At 65.0% G+C, this 18,997-nt stretch carries 14 protein-coding genes; 5 read left to right on the forward strand and 9 right to left on the reverse strand.

Annotated elements, in window-relative coordinates:
- Window positions 1-5 precede the first annotated feature (5 nt).
- Window positions 6-629 carry a lysophospholipid acyltransferase family protein gene (locus ACLEJP_RS21825; protein WP_440809775.1) on the forward strand — a complete coding sequence of 208 codons (624 nt, stop codon included), beginning with the start codon at window positions 6-8 and terminating at the stop codon, window positions 627-629.
- A gap of 1 nt (window position 630) precedes the next feature.
- A complete protein-coding gene (locus ACLEJP_RS21830; protein WP_170032663.1) occupies window positions 631-1,563 on the forward strand; it encodes a phosphatidate cytidylyltransferase in 933 nt (310 codons plus the stop codon).
- A gap of 182 nt (window positions 1,564-1,745) precedes the next feature.
- Here ACLEJP_RS21830 and ACLEJP_RS21835 read toward each other — a convergent pair whose 3' ends face one another.
- Entirely contained in the window at window positions 1,746-2,021 is a 276-nt protein-coding gene (locus ACLEJP_RS21835; protein WP_225779277.1) for a metal/formaldehyde-sensitive transcriptional repressor, read from the reverse strand.
- Window positions 2,022-2,091: 70 nt separating this feature from the next.
- Between ACLEJP_RS21835 and dmeF the strand changes: the two genes are divergently transcribed.
- Together dmeF and ACLEJP_RS21845 are read left to right on the forward strand one after the other, a co-directional pair.
- Window positions 2,092-3,033 (forward strand): CDF family Co(II)/Ni(II) efflux transporter DmeF, encoded by a 942-nt coding sequence (dmeF, locus tag ACLEJP_RS21840; RefSeq protein WP_440809777.1) that lies wholly within the window; start codon window positions 2,092-2,094, stop codon window positions 3,031-3,033.
- Between the two features lie 96 nt (window positions 3,034-3,129).
- Window positions 3,130-3,474, forward strand: coding sequence for a cupin domain-containing protein (locus tag ACLEJP_RS21845; RefSeq protein WP_003258412.1), 345 nt, complete (start codon window positions 3,130-3,132; stop codon window positions 3,472-3,474).
- Window positions 3,475-3,599: 125 nt separating this feature from the next.
- Here the strand turns inward: ACLEJP_RS21845 and mmsB are convergent, their stop codons facing one another.
- Window positions 3,600-4,487 (reverse strand): 3-hydroxyisobutyrate dehydrogenase, encoded by an 888-nt coding sequence (gene mmsB / locus ACLEJP_RS21850; protein ID WP_440809780.1) that lies wholly within the window; start codon window positions 4,485-4,487, stop codon window positions 3,600-3,602.
- A 10-nt stretch (window positions 4,488-4,497) separates the two neighbouring features.
- Window positions 4,498-6,024, reverse strand: a complete 1,527-nt coding sequence (locus tag ACLEJP_RS21855) for a CoA-acylating methylmalonate-semialdehyde dehydrogenase (protein ID WP_440809782.1) — start codon at window positions 6,022-6,024, stop codon at window positions 4,498-4,500.
- A gap of 132 nt (window positions 6,025-6,156) precedes the next feature.
- On the opposite strand from ACLEJP_RS21855, the gene ACLEJP_RS21860 reads away from it, so the two are divergent.
- Window positions 6,157-7,107, forward strand: coding sequence for a LysR family transcriptional regulator (locus tag ACLEJP_RS21860; RefSeq protein ID WP_170032673.1), 951 nt, complete (start codon window positions 6,157-6,159; stop codon window positions 7,105-7,107).
- Window positions 7,108-7,227: 120 nt separating this feature from the next.
- On the opposite strand, the gene ACLEJP_RS21865 is transcribed toward ACLEJP_RS21860, so the two are convergent.
- From ACLEJP_RS21865 to recC, 6 genes are all read right to left on the reverse strand, one after another.
- Window positions 7,228-7,719, reverse strand: a complete 492-nt coding sequence (locus ACLEJP_RS21865) for an OmpA family protein (protein ID WP_289130897.1) — start codon at window positions 7,717-7,719, stop codon at window positions 7,228-7,230.
- A complete protein-coding gene (locus ACLEJP_RS21870) occupies window positions 7,716-8,981 on the reverse strand; it encodes a diguanylate cyclase domain-containing protein (RefSeq protein WP_440809786.1) in 1,266 nt (421 codons plus the stop codon). Before ACLEJP_RS21870 ends, ACLEJP_RS21865 begins: the two co-directional genes overlap by 4 nt.
- A complete protein-coding gene (locus tag ACLEJP_RS21875) occupies window positions 8,978-9,544 on the reverse strand; it encodes a YfiR family protein (RefSeq protein ID WP_440809789.1) in 567 nt (188 codons plus the stop codon). The genes ACLEJP_RS21870 and ACLEJP_RS21875 overlap by 4 nt, the downstream gene beginning before the upstream one ends.
- Before the next feature lie 77 nt (window positions 9,545-9,621).
- On the reverse strand, window positions 9,622-11,697 hold the full coding sequence (gene recD, locus ACLEJP_RS21880) for an exodeoxyribonuclease V subunit alpha (RefSeq protein WP_440809790.1): 2,076 nt from the start codon (window positions 11,695-11,697) through the stop codon (window positions 9,622-9,624).
- A gap of 8 nt (window positions 11,698-11,705) precedes the next feature.
- Complete coding sequence (gene recB / locus ACLEJP_RS21885; RefSeq protein ID WP_440809792.1) at window positions 11,706-15,383, reverse strand: exodeoxyribonuclease V subunit beta; 3,678 nt, start codon at window positions 15,381-15,383, stop codon at window positions 11,706-11,708.
- Window positions 15,380-18,862, reverse strand: coding sequence for an exodeoxyribonuclease V subunit gamma (recC, locus tag ACLEJP_RS21890; protein ID WP_440809794.1), 3,483 nt, complete (start codon window positions 18,860-18,862; stop codon window positions 15,380-15,382). Before recC ends, recB begins: the two co-directional genes overlap by 4 nt.
- Between the last annotated feature and the right edge of the window lie 135 nt (window positions 18,863-18,997).

An 18,997-nucleotide genomic window follows, 5' to 3' on the forward strand; every position in this document is an offset into this window, starting at 1 on the left:
GCCCCATGCTCGCCAGCCTGACTGCTTACCTCATCACTTCCGCTGCCCGTTTGATCACAGGCGCACGCGCCCTGTGGCTGGGCTGCACGCCGCTGCCGGTACAGCGCCTGTATTTTGCCAACCACAGCAGCCACGGCGATTTCGTGCTGCTGTGGGCCTCATTGCCAGCACCGCTACGCAAACGCACCCGGCCGGTGGCCGGCGCCGACTACTGGGCCAGGCCAGGTATCCGCGACTTCGTCATTCGCAAGGTGTTCAATGGCGTGTTGATCAACCGGCAACGCAGTGAAGGCCAGGGCAGCCCACTGCAGCCGATTCTCGAAGCCGTGGCCCAGGGCGACTCGCTGATCTTCTTCCCGGAGGGCACGCGCAACCTTGGCGATGAGCCGCTGATGCCGTTCAGGAGCGGGCTGTACCATCTGGCTGCGGCGAATCCCGAGGTCGAGCTGGTACCGGTATGGATCGCCAACCTCAACCGGGTGATGCCCAAGGGCCGCGCCTTGCCTCTGCCGTTGCTGTGCACGCTGAGCTTTGGCGAACCGCTGCACCTGGAGGCTGATGAAAGCAAACAGGCGTTCCTCGAACGGGCCAGCAAGGCCCTGCTGAACCTGGCCCCCAAGGATGCCTGACATGGACCACAACACCCTTTCGCTGTTCGCCGGCATCGGCGCCCTGCTGCTGCTCGCCAGTGTGATCGGCCGCCTGCTGAAATGGCGCGCCGGCCCGGCACCGCACGCCGTGATCGACAACCTCAACGCCCGCATCAATGCCTGGTGGGTCATGGTGCTGGTGATCGGCATCGCCTTCCTGTTCGGCAAGTACGGTGTGATCGTGCTGTTCTACGGCGTGTCGTTCTATGCCTTGCGTGAGTTCATGACCCTCACCCCGACCCGGCGCAGCGACTACCCGGCGCTGGTGGCGGCATTCTACGTGGCGCTGCCGGTACAGTACGTGCTGATCGCCATGGACTGGTACGGGCTGTTCAGTATCTTCATCCCGGTGTATCTGTTCCTGCTGTTGCCGATCCTGGCCAGCTTCGGTGGCGACACCACACGCTTTCTCGAACGTGCCTCGAAGGTGCAGTGGGGGCTGATGATCGCGGTCTACTGCGTGTCGTCGGTGCCGGCACTGATGACCCTGGACATCCCCGGCTACGAAGGCCGCAACCTGCTGCTGATCGCCTGGCTGATCCTGGTGGTGCAGATCAGCGACGTGCTGCAGTACGTGTGCGGCAAGCTGTTCGGCAAGCACAAGGTGGCACCCAACCTGTCCCCCTCCAAGACCGTCGAAGGCCTGGCCGGTGGCGTGGCGCTGGCCACCCTGACCGGTGCCCTGCTGTGCTGGATCACGCCGTTCACTTTCTGGCAGGCCGCGCTGATGGCGCTGGCGGTGAACGCCATGGGCTTCTTCGGCGGGCTGGTGATGTCGGCGATCAAGCGCGACCGCGGGGTGAAAGACTGGGGGCACATGATCGAAGGCCACGGTGGCATGCTCGACCGCATGGACTCGGTGTGCTTTGCCGCGCCAGTGTTCTTCCACTTTGTGCGCTATTGGTGGGCATAACCATACCCCCGAGGGGTATACGCAATCTTGTAGGAGCGGATTTATCCGCGATGCAGGCAACGCGGTGGATGGCACCGGCCTTGCCGGTGATCGCGGCTGCTGCCGCTCCTACTAGCACGGCGTCAACCCGGCTTGTTGAAAACCCTAGATCTCCTACAAAGGGTCGCGCCACGCCCGCGTAGTCACTTCAGGTACGAACGCAACAACGCCGCCACCTTGTCGGCCTCGTCCTGCCGCTCCTCGGTGCTCAGCCCGTCCGCCACCAGGTGTTCGCGGATATGCCCTTCCATCACTTCGGCCATCAGCCCGTTCACCGCGCCGCGCACGGCGGCGATCTGCTGCAGGATCGCCAGGCAGTCCTTGTCCTGCTCCAGCGCCGTCTCCAGGGCAGCGGCCTGGCCTTTGATCTTGCGCACCCGGGTCAGCAGTTGCTTCTTGCTCTTCAGGGTATGTGCCATTGGGTTTCGCACCATGCTAGGTATACTGGGGTATAGTATGTTTCTCGACATTCCGGAAGCATGATAAACCATGGCGACACAAACCTCAGACCGTTGGCAGCACAGCCACCAGTTCCATACCAGCAACCTGGGTGCCGAACGCAAGACCCGCCTGGCGGTGTGGCTGACTGCCGTGATGATGGTGGCGGAAATTGCCGGCGGCTGGTTCTTCAATTCCATGGCCTTGCTGGCCGACGGCTGGCACATGAGTTCCCATGCGCTGGCCCTGGGCCTGTCGTTGCTGGCCTACGCCGCTGCCCGGCGCTATGCCGGCGATCGGCGCTTCGCCTTCGGCACCTGGAAAATCGAGATTCTCGGCGGCTACTCCAGCGCCCTGCTGCTGCTCGGGGTCGCGGGGCTGATGGCCTTCCAGTCGGTAGAACGGCTGCTGGCACCGGGGCCGATCCATTATGACCAGGCGATCGTCATCGCCGCCGTGGGCCTGGCGGTCAACCTGATCTGCGCCTGGCTGCTGCGGGACGATCACCATCATCATCATGACCATCACCATGGCCACGATCATCAGCACGACCACGGCCATCATCACCACGACCTGAACCTGCGCTCGGCCTACCTGCACGTGGTCGCCGATGCCGCCACCTCGGTGCTGGCCATCGTCGCCCTGCTGGCTGGCAAGTTGTGGGGGGCCGGCTGGCTCGACCCGGTCATGGGCCTGCTGGGTGCGCTGCTGGTGGCGCTATGGGCCCGAGGGTTGCTGCGCAACACCAGCCGGGTACTGCTGGACGCGGAGATGGACGCACCGCTGGTGGCGGAAATACGCGAAGTGGTAGCCCAGTTGCCGGTACCGGCCAGCATTACCGACCTGCACGTGTGGCGGGTCGGCAAGGACCAGTACGCCTGCATCCTCGGCCTCGCCACGGCTTGCGAACTCAGCGCCGACAGCGTGCGCCAGGCCTTGGGCGTGCACGAGGAACTGGCGCATGTCACCGTCGAGGTCAACCGCCTGGCATAGCGCGACCAGACAGCTGGACGTCGAGCCCAGGCAACTGCGGCTCGGCCAATGGCCCTATGGTGACGGGTCATTCAGCCAGTCACCAGGAGTTGTGCCATGTCCGATTTCATCACCGTCCTGCGCGAAACCTGCCCGACACCGGTCGTGGACGCCACCAAGTGGAAGCGCATCGGCGGCGATCCGCACACCGTCAACCTCAACGCCTATCTTTCGGCCGACGGCAGCAAGATCATGGGCACCTGGATCTGTACCCCGGGCAAGTTCGAGGTCAACTACGAGAAGTGGGAGTTCTGCCACTTCCTCGATGGCTACTGCATCATCACCCCGGAAGGCGAAGAGCCGAAGCACCTCAAGGCCGGTGACGTGTTCGTGATCGAACCGGGGATGAAAGGCACCTGGGAAGTGGTCGAGACTGTGCGCAAGTATTTCGTCTTCGCCTGATTGGTAGGCTTTGCCGGCGACAGGGCCGGGACAGGCAAAAAAAATCGCGGGTCAGGCGCCCTTCCCTCTGGTGCGCAGTTACAGAGGGAAGGCCACCTGGCCCGCGATGAAGTCCACCTCGCGCGTCAATCCTTCTTGCGGTAACTCTCGACGATGGCCGAGAAATCCTTGCCCCCTTCACCGCGCAGGCTCATGGCCTGATACAGCTGCTGAGCCACGGCCCCGAGGATCACGGGTTGGTGCGCCTGGCGCGCCGCTTCGGTAGCCAGGCCCAGGTCCTTGAGCATCAGCTCGGCGCCAAAACCACCGGTATAGCCCCGCGATGCCGGCGCAGTCTCGATGATGCCGGGCCAAGGGTTATAGGTATCCGAGCTCCAGCAACGTCCGGTCGAACTGTTGATGATGCCGGCCAGCACCTTGGTGTCGATCCCCAGAGCATTGCCCAGGGCCATGGCCTCGGACACGCCGACCATCGAGATACCCAACAGCAGGTTGTTGCAGATCTTGGCGATCTGCCCGGTGCCGACATCACCGCAATGCACGATGTTGCGGCCCATCTGCTCCAGTATCGGCTTGAGGGTGGCGAACAGCTCGCTGCTGGCGCCGACCATGAAGGTCAGGGTGCCAGCCGCAGCGCCACCGGTGCCACCGGACACCGGCGCATCGCCCATGTCCACGCCCTTGGCGGCAGCCGCCTTGGAGACATCGCGCGCGGTTTGCGGGTCGATGGTGCTGCAGTCCACGGTTGGCGTGCCAGGACGGATACCGGCCAGCACGCCGTCTTCGTTCAGGTACACGCTGCGTACATGGGCAGCGGCCGGCAGCATGGTGATCACCAGCTCGCTGTTGGCCGCCGCGTCCTTGGGCGAAGGGCTGATCTGCCCGCCCAGTTCGGCGAGCTCGGCCAGCACGGCCTTGTTCAGGTCGAACAGGTTCAGTTGGTGTCCGGCCTTGATCAGGTTGCGGGCCATCGGTGCGCCCATGTTGCCGAGGCCGATGAATGCGATACGCATGACGCTCTCCTTAACGCAGGCTGATGGTGGTGTTCACACCGTCGTTGACACTGTCGTCATCGAACCAGCGGGCGGTGACGGTCTTGGTCTGAGTGTAGAACTGCACCACTTGCTTGCCGTACGGGCCGAGGTCGCCGAGCTTGGAGCCACGAGAGCCGGTGAAGCTGAAGAACGGCACCGGTACCGGGATCGGAATGTTGATACCTACCTGGCCGATGTCGATTTCGCTCTGGAACTTGCGCGCTGCCGCGCCGCTCTGGGTGAACAGGCCGGTGCCGTTGCCGAACGGGTTGGCGTTGACCAGGGCGATGGCCTCGTCAAGCGTATCGACCTCCAGGGTCACCAGCACCGGGCCGAAGATTTCCTGGGTATAGATCTGCATGTCGGTCTTCACCCCCGAGAACAGGGTCGGGCCGACGAAGTTGCCTTGCTCATAGCCCGGCACCTTGACGTCACGGCCGTCGAGTTCCAGCTTGGCACCTTCCTTGATACCGCTTTCGATCAGGCCCAGCACACGCTCCTTGGCACGCTTGGAAACCACCGGGCCGACATCGGTGCCAGGCTCGCAACCGGCATTGACCTTGAGCTTGCTGGCCGCTTCCTTGATGTCTGGCAGCCATTCGCGTGCCTTGCCGACCAGTACCGCCACCGAGGTGGCCATGCAGCGCTGGCCCGCCGCGCCGAAGGCAGCACCGACCAGGGCGTTGATGGTTTGGGTACGGTTGGCATCAGGCAGCACCACTGCGTGGTTCTTGGCGCCCATCATCGACTGCACGCGCTTGCCGTGCTGGCTGCCCAGGTTGTACACGTGGGTGCCCACTTCGGTGGAGCCGACGAAGGAAATCGCCTTGATGTCCGGGTGCGTGCAAATGGCGTCCACCACTTGCTTGCCACCGTGCACCACGTTGAGCACGCCAGCCGGTACGCCGGCTTCCAGCGCCAGCTCGACCAGCAGCATGGTCGACAGCGGGTCCTGCTCGGACGGCTTGAGCACGAAGGTGTTGCCGCAGACGATGGCCATCGGGAACATCCACAGCGGGATCATGGCCGGGAAATTGAACGGGGTGATACCGGCGCATACCCCGATGGGCTGACGCAAGGTATAGGTATCGACGCCGCCGGCGACGTTTTCGGCGAATTCGCCCATCTGCAGGGTACCGATCGAGGCGGCATGCTCGACCACTTCCAGGCCGCGGAAGATATCGCCTTCGGCATCGGCCAGGGTCTTGCCTTGTTCGGCACTGAGCACCTGGGCGATACGCTTGGTGTGTTCGCGGATCAGCGCCTGCAGCTTGAGCATGATGCGCATGCGTGCGCCAATCGGGGTATCGCGCCAGGTCTTGAAGGCACGCTGGGCAGCGGCCACGGCGGCGTCCACTTCCTCGGCGGTGGCGAACGGCACGCGCGCCAGCACTTCCTGGGTGGCCGGGTTGACGATGTCGCGCCATTCAGAGGTCTTGGACTCGACCCACTGGCCGTCGATCAGCAGCTTGACCTGGTCGATTCTGGTCTGGTTAGGGGATTGCGGTGCGTTCATCTGCGTTCTCCTTGGAATTATTGTCGGGACGAGATCGCCAGCGCCGAGCAAACGCGAGGTGGCGTCCTGAGGCTTGTTTCGAGTATAGATGTGCAAACATCCAACAAGAACGCACAAAAAAACCGGATCATCATGCAAAAAGACCTCACATCCCTGAGCGCGCTCAACTGGGACGACCTGAAGTTCTTCCTCGAAGTGGCCCGTACCCGCAAGGCCAGTAGCGCCGCCAAGCGCCTGAGCGTCGACTACACCACGGTGTCGCGGCGCATCAGCTCGCTGGAGGGGGCACTCGGTACCCTGTTGTTCGAGAAGTCGCGGACCAACGGCTTTGTCCTCACCGCCGAAGGCCAGCGCCTGCTGGGCTATGCCGAGTCGATCGAGAGCACGCTGCACATGGCCTGCGAACAGGTGTCCGGGTCGGGGGTGGCGTTGTCCGGGCACGTGCGCATGGGCTGCACCGAAGGGTTCGGCAGTTTCTTCGTCACCCCGCAGCTGAGCCACTTCGTCGATGCCTACCCGGCAATTTCGGTGGACATACTGCCGCTGCCGCACTTCATCAGCCTGTCCAAGCGCGAGGCGGACATCGTCATCGCCCTGGAGCGACCCGAGCATGGGCCATATGTGTGCTGCAAGCTGTGCGACTACCGCTTGCGCCTGTACGCCACCCGGGAATACCTGGATAACCACGCCCCCATCCGCCAGATCGCCGACCTGGCCAGGCACCCGTTCATCAGCTATGTGGACGACCTGGCGTTCAGCTCGGAGCTGCTGTACCTGGCCAACCTGATACCCAGCGCCAGCGCGCATTTACGCAGTACCAGCGTGATTGCCCAGTACACGGCGGCGCTGCAAGGGCGAGGGCTGGCGATACTGCCCTGCTTCCTGGCTGCGCAGGATCCACGACTGGTGACGGTACTGCCGGAAGAAATCGAGGTGACACGGCAATTCTGGATGTACTGCCGGGAGGATTTGCGCAAGCTGAAGCGGATTACCCTGCTGTGGGATTACATCCGCGGGGTAACCGAGGCGAATGCGCCGCTGTTGATGGGCGAGACGCGGGAGATGCGCTTTGCTCAGGAGTGATCATGCTTGGGCGCAACATCGATAGGGTGGGAGCGGGCTTGCCCGCGAACACCGGCGGAGCCGGTGCCAGGCACCCTGTAGTCCGCTCTCGCAAGTAGGTCTGTAAGCGTAGGGCAGGAATCAGTAGGAAGCCACGACAATAGACACCCGCCGGTTCTCGGTACGCCCGGCGCTGGTGCGGTTGTCCGCCACCGGCTGGCTGCTGCCCAGGCCACGGCTGTGGATATTCCGTGCCGGCATGCCTACCGCGACCAACGCCTTGGCCACGCTTTGCGCACGCCGCTCGGACAGCTGTTGGTTGTACGCCGCCTTGCCCGACGCGTCGGCATGCCCGTCCACCCGCACGCCCTGGATGCCAACGCCGAGCAATGCCTTGCCGATACGTTCGACAATCGCCTGGCTCTGGCTGTTGAGGCTGTCCAGGTCGCTGCCGAACAGCACCTTGCCGGACAAGTCATAGGCCCAACCTTCGTCGGTCGGGGTAAAGCCTTCGCGCTTGAGCACAGCGATCTGTTCGGCGCTCAGGCCTTTGGGCGGCGTGCTCTGGCAACCAGCCAAGGCCAGCAGCGCCAGCACCAAGGCCCATAGGGGGAAACGCACAGCCTGCTTCACGGGTTCAACTCCTGTTTGTTGTTTTCCATCTGCGCGACGTGCCAGTGCCCGCGGCGATTGCGCTTGGCCTGGTACATCGCCGCGTCGGCAGCATTCAGAAGACTGGCCGGATCGCTGCCGTCATCCGGGTAATAGGCGATACCGACACTCACCGAGGTGGCGATACTGCGGCCACTGTCCAGTTGCACCGGCAGCTTCATGCTGGCAACGATCTTCTCGGCAACGCGCTCGGCATCCTGGCGCGAATGCAAAGGCGTCAGCAACACGGCGAACTCGTCGCCGCCCAGGCGCGCCACCAGGTCGTGCTCACGCAGCTGGGCGCGCACACGGTCGGCCACGCTGATCAGCACTTCATCGCCCACGGCATGGCCGAGGGTATCGTTGATCTGCTTGAAGTGGTCACTGTCGAGAAACAGCAGCGCCAGGTGCTCCTGCTGCCGCGCGGCATTGCGCAGGCTGCGGGTCAGGCGCCCCTCGAAAAAGGCGCGGTTGGGCAGGCCGGTCAAGCTGTCATGGCTGGCCTGGTGGGCCAGCGTCTGGTTTTCGTTCTGCAGGTGGCTGTGCCACACCTCCAGTTCGTCCAGCAGCGCATTGAAGTCGTTGCCCAGTTCGTGGAGCTCGGCAATCGCTGCTTCCGGTACGCGCCGGTCGAAGCTGCGCTCCCGGCGGGCGGCATGGGCGACACTGGCCAGGCCGCGCAGCGGGCGGACGATATCACTGAGCAAACGCCGCGACAGGTATTGCGCAGCCAAGGCGCTGAGCAGCGTACAGAACAGGATGCCGGCCAACCCACTGAGCAGGAACAGCAACAGGCTACGCCCCTGGCCGACCAGTTCGATGCGCCCGACCTGCCGCTGCTGATGGGTGATCGGCAGGTTGACCGGCTCATCCAGCAAGGTGCTGGCAACCTGCTGTTCCAGCTGCGCGAGCAGGCCGCTATCGCCGCGCTGCCAATGCGCCAGTTGCTGGCCTTCGTTGTCGAATACCCTGGCTTCGGCCACTTCCTCGGCGCTGGCAATCAGCGCCAGCGCTTCGTTGGCCGCGGCGCCGTCGTCGAACACCACTGCCGCTTCCACGGTGTAACTGATCGAGCGGGCGATCAGGTGCAGGTTGTGGTTGGCGTAAACGCGCAGGGCGAGCACGCCCAGCAAGGTCAGGGAAATGCCCGCCAGGCCAACGGCGAGCAAAGCGACGCTCAGGTGGCCACGGCCGAGCACCGAGCGCAGGGTCGGGCGTGCGCCGCGCTTGTGCACCGGCTTCATGGCTGCACCGCCCGGCGCTGCGACAACTGCAGCACGCTGGGGTGAATGCGCACACCGGAGCGTGCCACCGAGTCGAGGTTGACCTCGAAGGCGACTTGTCGGTCGCTGACCCGCAGGCAGAACAGGCTGCCGACCGTGCAGGGGTCGTCCGCTTCGCTGATGCTCAGTACCGGGTGGCCACTGACGCGCTCGAACAGCCGGTCACGCTGGCCCTGGTCGAGCTTGCCGATATACAGGGCATCGCAGGCCTGGGCAACCTGGCTATCCGTCGCCAGCAGGCGCCGTACCTGCAGCGGCTGGCCGGACTCCTGGACGTGGCCTTTGATCAGGTCATCGGCGTACTCGGTCGGGCCGACCAGGCACAGCCGCAAGGGTGAGGGTTCGACGGGCCAGCGGGCGTAGCTGAAGATCCCGAGCACCACCTGGGTGACGGCTTTGGCGCGTTGCTGCGCCTGGGCGACGGTTGTTGCGGTGTCCGCCCGGGCAGGACCTGCTGCAAGGAACAGGGCGGCCAGCAATAGCGAAAGCACACAGCTTGTCACTCGCCTTACGGCCAGCTTCATGCGGGAAATCTCTCAAGGTCCTATAGGATTACGGCGCAACGATAGCATATGGCCGCCCTACAAGACCGCGTGCGGATTCAGACCTGTTCGAGCATCAACCCGGAAATACGCCGAACCTTGCGTGCCACCGCTTCTTCGAAAATGCCCTGGCGGGGTTCGACCAGGCTGAAGCAGTGCTTGGCGCGGGTAATCCCGGTGTATATCAGCTCCTTGGTCAGCACCGGGTTCAGCGCATCCGGTAGCACCAGGGCGGTATGACCGAACTCCGAGCCCTGCGACTTGTGCACGGTCATGGCGAATACCGTTTCCACCTCGTTCAACCGGCTGGGCAGGACGAAGCGTACCCCGCCACTGCCGTCGTTGCGCGGGAAGGCCACGCGCAGCAGGGGCTCACCCTGCTCGTCCGGCAGGCGCAACGCGATCCCGATGTCACCGTTCATCAGGCCCAGGCCGTAATCGTTGCGCGTCACCAGCACCGGGCGCCCTTCGTACCAGGGCTGCTGGTTGTCGATCAACCCGGCATTGTGCAGCACCTGCGTCACCCGCTCGTTGAGGCCTTCGACACCCCAGGCCCCGCGGCGTACCGCACACAGTAGCTGGAAGTCCTCGAAGCTGTGCAGCACTTTGCCTGCCCATTGCTCCCATGCAGGGTCATCAACGGCGGTATCGAACGCCGGGCGGTAGCGTCCGAGGGTACGCAGATAACTGCGGTAGCCCTGCGGGCCATCGCTGCCGCGGCCGAGGCCGTCGAGCAGCAGGCGGTCGAAGGCGCGGTCGTGCACCTGCTTCAGGGCCAGGCTGTGCACGTCGGCTGGCGGCATTGCCAGCAGACTACGCGCCGCGTGCGCTTCCTGGCGGTTGACCAGCCGCGCCAGCTGGCCAATGCCGCTGCCCTCGCCGAAACGCCGCGAGAAGCGCAGCATCACCACCTGCTGGGCCAGCGGATGGCGCTGCGCGTCACCGGTCTTGAGGCCGCTGCCGGCCAGCGACTCGCCACCGACCTGTTCCAACCATGCCTGGGTCGCCGGCGTGTAACAGCCGTCTTCGGCGTCACGGCACAGGTCGCCCAGTACCGCGCCGGCTTCGACCGAGGCCAGTTGGTCCTTGTCACCCAGCAGCACCAGGCGCGCCCGTGGCGGCAGGGCATCGAGCAGGTTGGCCATCATTTCCAGGTCGATCATCGAGGCTTCGTCGACCACCAGCACGTCCAACGGCAACGGGTTGCCGGCATGGTGACGGAAGTGTCGCGAGCCTGGTCGGCTGCCGAGCAGGCGGTGCACGGTGCTGACCTCGGTAGGGATCTGCTGGCGTACCTCGGCGCTGACCTGAAGGCGTTCGACTTGCTGGCCGATGGATTCGGTCAGGCGCGCCGCCGCCTTGCCGGTCGGCGCGGCCAGGCGAATGCGCAGTGGCCTGCCCTGCTCCACCGCCGGCGCCTGCAGCAAGGCCAACAGACGTACCACGGTGGTTGTCTTGCCGGTACCGGGGCCGCCGGTGATGATGCTGAAGCCGGCGCGGGTAGCCAGGGCGCAGGCGAGTTTCTGCCAGTCGACCTGGCCTGCCGGCGCGCCCCCATCGAACAAGTGCGCGAGGCGGCCGGGCAGGTCGGCCGGTGCAGCTTCGGCCTGGGTCAGGCGCTGGCGCAGGATATGGTCGATGCGCCGCTCGTAATTCCAGTAGCGGCGCAGGTACAGGCGCTCGCCGCTGAGTACCAGCGGTCGCGCTTGCTGCCCCGGGGTATCACCGGCGGCCACCAGCGCGCTGGCGGCAATCCGCTGGCGCCAGGCGTGCAGGTCGAGGTTGGCCAGCAATTGCGAGGGCAGCAGCAAGGGGCCGGTCAAGGCATCACCTTCGGGCGGCAACGACAGGGCAAAGTCGGGTTCTGCCAGGGTTTGCTGCAAGTCGAGGCAGACATGGCCATGGCCCAGCTGATGGCTCGCCAAGGCAGCGGCCAGCAACAGCAAGGGATCGCTACCGGGAGCGCGCTCTTCCAGGAACGACACGAACGCGCGGTCCAGGGCTCGCAACCAGCCGCGCTCCACCCAACGGTCCAGCAGTTGCAGCAGGTCAGCGCTGTCGCGCTGTGGCTTAAGGGCCAGCAAATGCTCTGCCTGCAGCGGGGTGGGCAACAGGTCGACGAGGCTTCGGCTCATGGTGCGGCTCATATCATGGCTCCGGCAAACAGGTCCTGTTGCATGGGCGGGTGCTCGCCGCGGAACAGCGCATCGAGGCTTTCGATCAACTCACGCGGCGGCTTGGTGTGATACACGCCGTGGCCGCTGCTGCAGGCACCGCGCAGGAAGATGAACAGGGCACCGCCAACATGGCGGTCGTAGTCATATTCGGGCAGGCGCGCGCGCAACTGGCGATGCAGTGCCAGCACGTACAACACGTACTGCAGGTCGTAACGGTGTTCGAGAATGGCCTTTTCCATGGCCAGGCCATCGTAGGCCTGGATGTCCGGGCCCAGCCAGTTGGACTTGTAATCGGCCACGTAGTAGCGCCCATCCAGCTCGAACGCCAGGTCGATGAAACCTTTGAACATGCCGTTGAGCAAGGTCGGTTGCGCCGCTGGACGCGCCAGGCCGGGGTGGGTATGACGCGCCACCAGGCGGTCGAGCTGTTCGGCATCGACCTGACGGCTGGCGAACCAGAACTCCATTTCGACCTGATAGTGGCGCAACTGCCCAAGGGTCACGCTCAGGCCCTTGCCGGACAAGGGTAGCGCCTCGCCCAGCAGGCGTTGCAGCCATTGGCTGAGGGTGGTGATCCAGCCGGTCCAGTCACGCCGGTTGCAGCGCTGGCCAACGGTTTCCTGGATCAGCTGCGGGTTGCCACTCACCTGGCTGAAGCCCTCACGACCCGCCCACTCCAGCAAGCCGTGGAGGAAGGTGCCGGGGTTGGGCCCACGCGGGAAGCGGTGGATATCGCCACTGTCGGCCGGGACCTCGCGCAACATCTGCGCATCAGCCCTTTCGTCGTCGAACAACTGCTGCGCCTGCGAACTGTCGGCGCCGAGCGCCTGCTCGCCGATGCGCAGCGCGCTGTACGAAGCGATCCACCAGTGCTCGGCCACCGCACGGCGCGGCTTGCGGGCCGGCAGCAGCTCCCGCGTGGCATGCGGCATGCGGTAGCGCTGCTGGTCCGCCTGCGGCAGGCCTGGGCAGCTGATGTGCGGGCTGGTTGCCGCCAGGGCCTGCAACCAGCTCCCCAGTTGCTCCGAGCCCGGCAAGGCGAGGCCGCCACCGAGCAGGTAGCCGAACGCCGAACGGTGCAACTGCGAGCTCTTCTGGTTGCCGCGCTTGAGGTCGGCAACGCCCAGCCAGCAGGCATGCTGGGCACGGGTCAGGGCCACGTAGAGAAGGCGCAGGTCCTCGGCCAGGCGCTCGTCATCGGCGCGCGCGATCTGTTCCGGGTCGGGCGCGAGGGTGAGATGAGCGTTACCCAGGCTGTCATGCCAGGCCAGCGGCAGACGGCTGCCGTCGACCGGTTTGCTGGTGCAGATGAACGGCAGGTAGACCAACGGGTATTCCAGGCCCTTGGACTTGTGAATGGTCACCACCTTGACCAGTTGCTCGTCGCTCTCCAGGCGCAGGATCTGCTCCTCGCCGGCCTGGCCGGAACTGGCCAGGTGCTCGGCCAGATGCCGAATCAGCGCCTGTTCGCCGTCCAGTTCGCCAGCGGCCTGCTGCAGCAGCTCGGCCAGGTGCAGCAGGTTGGTCAGCACCCGCTCACCATCACCGCGGCGGATCAGCGTGTGCGGCAGCTGGAAGTCATGCAGCAGGTGCCGCAGCATGGGCAGCACGCCTTGGCGCTGCCAGATATCGCGGTAACGGCGAAAACGCATGACCCAGTCTTCCCAGACGCGCTCGTCCTGGTTCAGCCGGTCCAGCGCCGCCAGCGACAGGTTGAGGGTCAGGCTGGCCAGGGCCGCCTTGAGCAGGCGTTCCGAATCGGGCTCGGCGCAGGCCTTCAGCCAGGCCAGCAGGTCGTGCGCTTCCTGGGCGGCGAATACCGAGTCCTTGTCGGACAGGTAGACGCTGCGCACCTCACGCGCGGCCAGCTCGGCACGGACCATTTGCGCCTCGTGCCCATCGCGGACCAGGATGGCGATGTCGGAAGGCAGGCAGGGGCGCAATTCGCCCTCGGCATTGCGAAAACCTGCGCTGCCCTGCTGGCCGCCATTGAGCAAGGCGACGATGTGGCTGGCGCAACTGGCGGCGAGTTGCTGGCGATAGGCGCTGCCGGAGACCGGCTCCTCGCTTTCCAACTGCCAACATTGCAGGGCGGCACAGGGCTCACCGTCGATCAGGAATTGCTCGCCCCGGCCTTTGGCACGAACCTCGATGAACGGCAGCGGGTTGTCATCAGCCTCGCGGAACAGGAATGCACCGCGCCCGGTTTCACGCGCCTCGGCCTGCAGGAACAACTGATTCACCGCTGCGACCATGGCCTTGCTGGAGCGGTAGTTGGTATCCAGGCTGTGCAGGCGACCGCTGGTAGCACGGCGCGCGGCCAGGTAGGTGTAGATGTCGGCGCCACGGAAGGCGTAGATCGCCTGCTTGGGATCGCCGATCATGAACAGGCCGGTTTGGCTGCGGTTTTCGCTGATCTGGTAGATGCGCTCGAAGATGCCGTACTGGACCGGGTCGGTGTCCTGGAATTCGTCGATCAGGGCGACTGGGAACTGTTCGCGGATCAGCCCGGCCAGGCGCTCGCCGGCCTCGCTGGCCAAGGCCTGCTGCAGGCGCATGAGCATGTCGTCGAAGCCCATTTCCGCACGCCGACGCTTTTCGATTTCGAAGCGTGCCGCTACCCAGCTGGCCGCATGCTCAAGCAAGGGTGCCTCCGGGCTCTCCAAGGCCTGCAGCTGTTGTTGCAGGGCCTGCATGGCATCGAATGCCGGGTGGACAGGAGGCTCACCGGACTTCCACGCGTCAAGCATGCCCGCCGGCGTCAGGCGGCTGAAGCCGCTACCCAGTTCCAGCTCGACCAGCTGCTCGTCAGCAGCCCAGGCGCAGAGCTTGTCGCACCAGGAATCAAAATACTGCGCACGCATCTTGCGGCCGTCGACCTGCTTGGCGGCCACCGCAGCATGGCAGATCTGCCGCAGCTCCTCGGCCCATTGCGCCCACGGTGCCTTGAGCCGGGCCAACTGCTCGCCACGCTGCTGCAGCGACGCCTCGATCAGCGCCGCCGGTTCCAGCCCTTCCTGCTGGGCGCGCACCCGGCCAAACAGCGGGCGAATGCGCGGCAGCAAGGCGTCGGGGCTGCCCCAGTGGTTGCGCACCCAGGCCAGCGCATCGCCCTGCATGCCATAGCAGAAGCGCCGCCAGTAATCGCGCACCACTTGCGCCAGCAAGTCGCTGTGGTCGGTTTCCAGGGTCTGGGTGAACAGGCTGCCGCTGTCGAAGGCGTGCTCGCGGAGCATCCGCTGGCACCAGCCGTGGATGGTCGACACGGCGGCCTCGTCCATCCATTGCACGGCGATTTCCAGGCGCCCGGCACAGCGCGGCCAGGCCTCTTCCGGATAGTCGTCACGCAGTTGATGCAACAGCGGATCAGCGGCTTGCAGTTCACCGCGGAAGAACCGCGCGGCTTCGGCCAGGCGGGCGCGGATACGCTCGCGCAGCTCTTTGGTCGCGGCGTCGGTGAAGGTCACCACCAGGATCTGCGGTGGCAGCAGTTCGCGATCGAAGCCCTGCTCGCCGCCGTGACCGAGGATCAGGCGCAGGTACAGCGCCGAAATGGTGAAAGTCTTGCCCGTGCCGGCGCTGGCCTCGATCAGTTGGCTGCCATGCAGGGGGAAACTCAGTGCCAGGGGACGGTCCTGGGTCATGCGCCTTTCTCCGGGTTGCCCAGGGTCTGCCAAGGGGCGTCGAACAGCGGGCGGTACAACGTTTCGCACCAACCCTCGAAGGTTTCATCGGCGGTGAGCGCGGCAAAGTCGCGGAACTGGCGGGCCAGGGCGACGCTTTCACTGCGCTCGCCGAAGCTGGTGCGCCCATCGCCTTCGTAGGCGCGGGTTGCGGCGGCCAGGGCTTTGTCGCTGTCGTCCTGGGCCAGCCAGGCGAATGCGGTCTTGGCCGCGACCGGCAATGGTGCGTTCATCGCCGCCTGACGGGCCACCAGCAAGTCGCCCAGCAACTGCGCCGCCTGCGCCTGCGGCAATGGCGCAAGTAGCAGGGTCAGGTCACTGGCCACCAGTGCGCTGTGATAGGGGTAGCCCGCCGCGCAGGCGGCCAGGTGGTTGACCCAGGGCATGATCAGGCGGTGCCATTTGAGGGCATTGCGCCCCGCGCTGATGGTGTTGGGCACGGTCGAGATGCTCAACAGGCTCTGGTCAGCCGCCTGGAACACCCGGCCCAGCCAGCCTTCGAGACGCTGCTGGCCATGCTGGAAATGCACCGGTAACGCACCCTCGACCAGGTGCGGCCAACGCTGCAACAACTGGCGGTGACGTTGCAGCAGGTCCGGCAGCGGCTCAATCAGCTCGCGCTGCAGCAACTCGCCGAAGCCCGCCAGAGGCAACAGACCACAGGCCTGCAGGCGCCGGGCCTGCGCCTGCAGGGCCTGTTCGGCATTGTCCGGCTCGGCCAGCGCTGCACCAAGCAGGCTTTCGCTCGCGCCGTAGCGTTGCAAGGCATCGAGAACGAAGGGCTCTTCGTCCGGGGTCGGGGCCTCCAGCGCTTCGAAGTACACCTTCAGGCGCTGACTGAAGAAATGCCGCACCGGGTGGCGCAGGAAGTCACCCAGCATGGACAGGCTCAAAGCTTCATCGTTCTGATAGGGCGGCAGCCCGGGGTGGTCCTGCTCGTCTTCCTGCCCTTGCTGGTGCAGCACCTGCCATTCATGGGCAAAGCTGAACAGCGGGCTGTCTTTTTCGAAGTAGCGCGGGCTGAACGGTTGCAACGGATGCTCCTGGGTCAGGGCATGCAGCAGTTGCTCGCCTGGCTCAACTTGCTGCCCTTGCTGTGCATTGGCCAGATGCCAGCCGGCCGCGAGGTGGTCGCGTAGCTGGCCGATCAGTACCGAGGCCGGGCGCTCGCTGTTGTCTCGGATGCTACGCCCGACCCAACTGACATAGAGCTGGTCGCGTGCCGAGAGCAGCGCCTCCAGCAGCAGGTAACGGTCATCCTCGCGACGCGAGCGGTCACCTGGGCGGTAGTCACTGGCCATCAAGTCAAAGTCCAGCGGTTGCTGGGCACGCGGGTAGTCGCCATCGTTCATGCCCAGCAGGCACACCACCCGGAAGGGGATGGCGCGCATCGGCATCAAGGTGCAGAAGTTTACGGAGCCGGCGAGGAAGCGCTGGGACAACTTGTTTTGGTCAAGGCCGGACAACCAGGCTTCGCGCACCACAGTCAATGGCAGCGGCTCTTGCAGGCCAACGGTCTCGCAGACCGCAAGCCAGTTGTCGCGCAGATCCTGCAATTGCATCAGCAGAAACTCGTCACGCTCGCCTTCGGCCAGGAAGAATACCTGCAACAAGGCATGCAGGCGCTCGCCCCACTGGCTGACCGTGGCAGGTTCGGACAAAGCCTGGCAGGCCACGTCCAGGGCTTCCAGCAAGGCGGCCAGCGGGCCGATCAGGGCCGCATCCAGGCCGCCGATTTCATCGTAGGGTTCGATGTCGTCGCAGGCTTCTCCCACACCCACTGCATAACCCAACAACATCCGCCGCAGGCCGAACCGCCAGCTGTTCTGTTCCAGCCCGGCAGGTAACCCGAGGCTGGCCCGCTGCTCGGCATCGAGGCCCCAGCGGATACCGGCGCCCTCGATCCAGCGGTGCAGCGTGGGCAGGTCGCTTTCGCGGATACCGAAACGGGCGCGGACTGCCGGCACGTCCAGCAGGTCCAGCACTTCACTGACCGCGAAGCGGCTGTCCGGCAGCTTGAGCAGGTGTTCGAGCGCAATCAGCAACGGCTCGCGGCCGCGCTGGCCCTGGTCGGTCAGGGTGAACGGGATGTAGCGCGGGTCGTTGCGCTGCAACTGGCCGAAAACGGCGCGGATATGCGGTGCGTAGGTATCGATGGCCGGCAGCATGACGATGACGTCACGAGGGCGCAGGGTGGGGTCGGCACTGAAGCGGGCCAGCAACTGGTCATGCAGTATCTCCACTTCACGCTGCGGGCTGTGGGCAATGTGGAAGCGGATCGAGCGATCCTGCGTCGGGTCAACTGCCGGCCACAGTTCGCGGGTTTCGGCGAGCGGGCGCAGTTCGAGGATGTCGTCCTGCAACTGGTTGAGCAGCGTTGCTGGCGAGCCGTCGCTGAACAGGTCGATGCGGCCATCACTGAACACACCCTGGTAACTGGCAGGGTCATCGTAACTGTCGAGCAGGTTGATGTAGTCGCGGCCCTGTTTGCCCCAGGCAGCCAGCAGCGGGTGGGCATGCTGATGCAGCGACTGGTCGTCCAGTTGCAGGGGCATGCCTTGCTTGCGCTGCTGGCGTTTGTATTGATGGCGCAGCAGGTCCTTGTCGGCAACGATATCGGCCCAGTGGTGGCGACAGGGGTTGTGCACGCACAGCAACACTTGGCTGAAGCGTGCGAGGCCGGCCAGGGCTTCGAGAGCCTGGGCTGGTAACGAGGAAATGCCGAACACGATAACCCGGGGCGGTAGCCCCGGCGGCGCCTGTTCCAGGCTGTTGATGCGTTCGATGAAACGCTGATGGACGCCGGCACGGCTCTGCGCCATGCCCTGCTCGCCGACATCTTCCAGCAATGCCCGCCATAGTTCGGCCTGCCAGCGGTTCCCCGGGGGCAGTGGTTTGCGCTCGCCACGGGCGGTGTTGAGGATGTGCTCACCGGCAGCCCAGTCCCTGAGCCAGTCAGCGCGGTAGACCTGGTACTGGTCGAACAGGTCGGCCAGGCGCTCGGCAAGCTGGTAGCGCTTGCGCAGGTCGCTGTCGTCGGTAAGGAAGCGCCGCAGCGGCTCGAAGTGCTGGCGCTCGATCAAGGCCGGGAGCAGGCGCATCAGGCGCCAGGTTAGCGGTGCCTTGTCGAGCAGGGAAACCTGGGGAATCTCGTCGCGCCCCAGCACACTCCGATACAGCTGCCACATGAAGCTGCCTGGCAGTTGTACGTCGATGGCAGCAGCGATGCCGCAGCCGCCAAGGTCATCTTCCAATGGATCTTCAGCCAAGGCCAGTTTGAGCCATTGGGCGATGCCATTGCTTTGGACCAGAGCAATTTCATTTTCTAGCGGCGCCAGAGGATAACGACGCATCCAGCTCACCACCAGGCTACGCAGGTCGTCGAGGCGGTTGCCATGAACGATCATGAAGCCGGGGTGAAGGTGGGTGGTGCTGGGCATCGACAGGTCTCTGCAAGGCGCTGGTGGCTGAGGAGCAACGATATCACGCGAACAGTGTAGGAGCGGCTTTAGCCGCGAAACAGGCGACGCGGTTGGCCAGGGAGATCGGGGTTTTAGGGATCGCGGTTGCCTGGC

The organism is Pseudomonas sp. SMV7 (genome assembly GCF_052041995.1).
Lineage (GTDB): Bacteria > Pseudomonadota > Gammaproteobacteria > Pseudomonadales > Pseudomonadaceae > Aquipseudomonas.

Coding starts and splice junctions, on each gene's coding strand:
- ACLEJP_RS21835 (WP_225779277.1), bottom strand. CDS start 2,021: ATGGCACATACCCTGAAGAGCAAGAAGCAACTGCTGACCCGGGTGCGC.
- ACLEJP_RS21825 (WP_440809775.1), top strand. CDS start 6: ATGCTCGCCAGCCTGACTGCTTACCTCATCACTTCCGCTGCCCGTTTG.
- ACLEJP_RS21855 (WP_440809782.1), bottom strand. CDS start 6,024: ATGAACGCACCGCAATCCCCTAACCAGACCAGAATCGACCAGGTCAAG.
- recC (WP_440809794.1), bottom strand. CDS start 18,862: ATGCCCAGCACCACCCACCTTCACCCCGGCTTCATGATCGTTCATGGC.
- mmsB (WP_440809780.1), bottom strand. CDS start 4,487: ATGCGTATCGCATTCATCGGCCTCGGCAACATGGGCGCACCGATGGCC.
- dmeF (WP_440809777.1), top strand. CDS start 2,092: ATGGCGACACAAACCTCAGACCGTTGGCAGCACAGCCACCAGTTCCAT.
- ACLEJP_RS21860 (WP_170032673.1), top strand. CDS start 6,157: ATGCAAAAAGACCTCACATCCCTGAGCGCGCTCAACTGGGACGACCTG.
- ACLEJP_RS21875 (WP_440809789.1), bottom strand. CDS start 9,544: ATGAAGCTGGCCGTAAGGCGAGTGACAAGCTGTGTGCTTTCGCTATTG.
- ACLEJP_RS21830 (WP_170032663.1), top strand. CDS start 631: ATGGACCACAACACCCTTTCGCTGTTCGCCGGCATCGGCGCCCTGCTG.
- recD (WP_440809790.1), bottom strand. CDS start 11,697: ATGAGCCGAAGCCTCGTCGACCTGTTGCCCACCCCGCTGCAGGCAGAG.
- recB (WP_440809792.1), bottom strand. CDS start 15,383: ATGACCCAGGACCGTCCCCTGGCACTGAGTTTCCCCCTGCATGGCAGC.
- ACLEJP_RS21845 (WP_003258412.1), top strand. CDS start 3,130: ATGTCCGATTTCATCACCGTCCTGCGCGAAACCTGCCCGACACCGGTC.
- ACLEJP_RS21870 (WP_440809786.1), bottom strand. CDS start 8,981: ATGAAGCCGGTGCACAAGCGCGGCGCACGCCCGACCCTGCGCTCGGTG.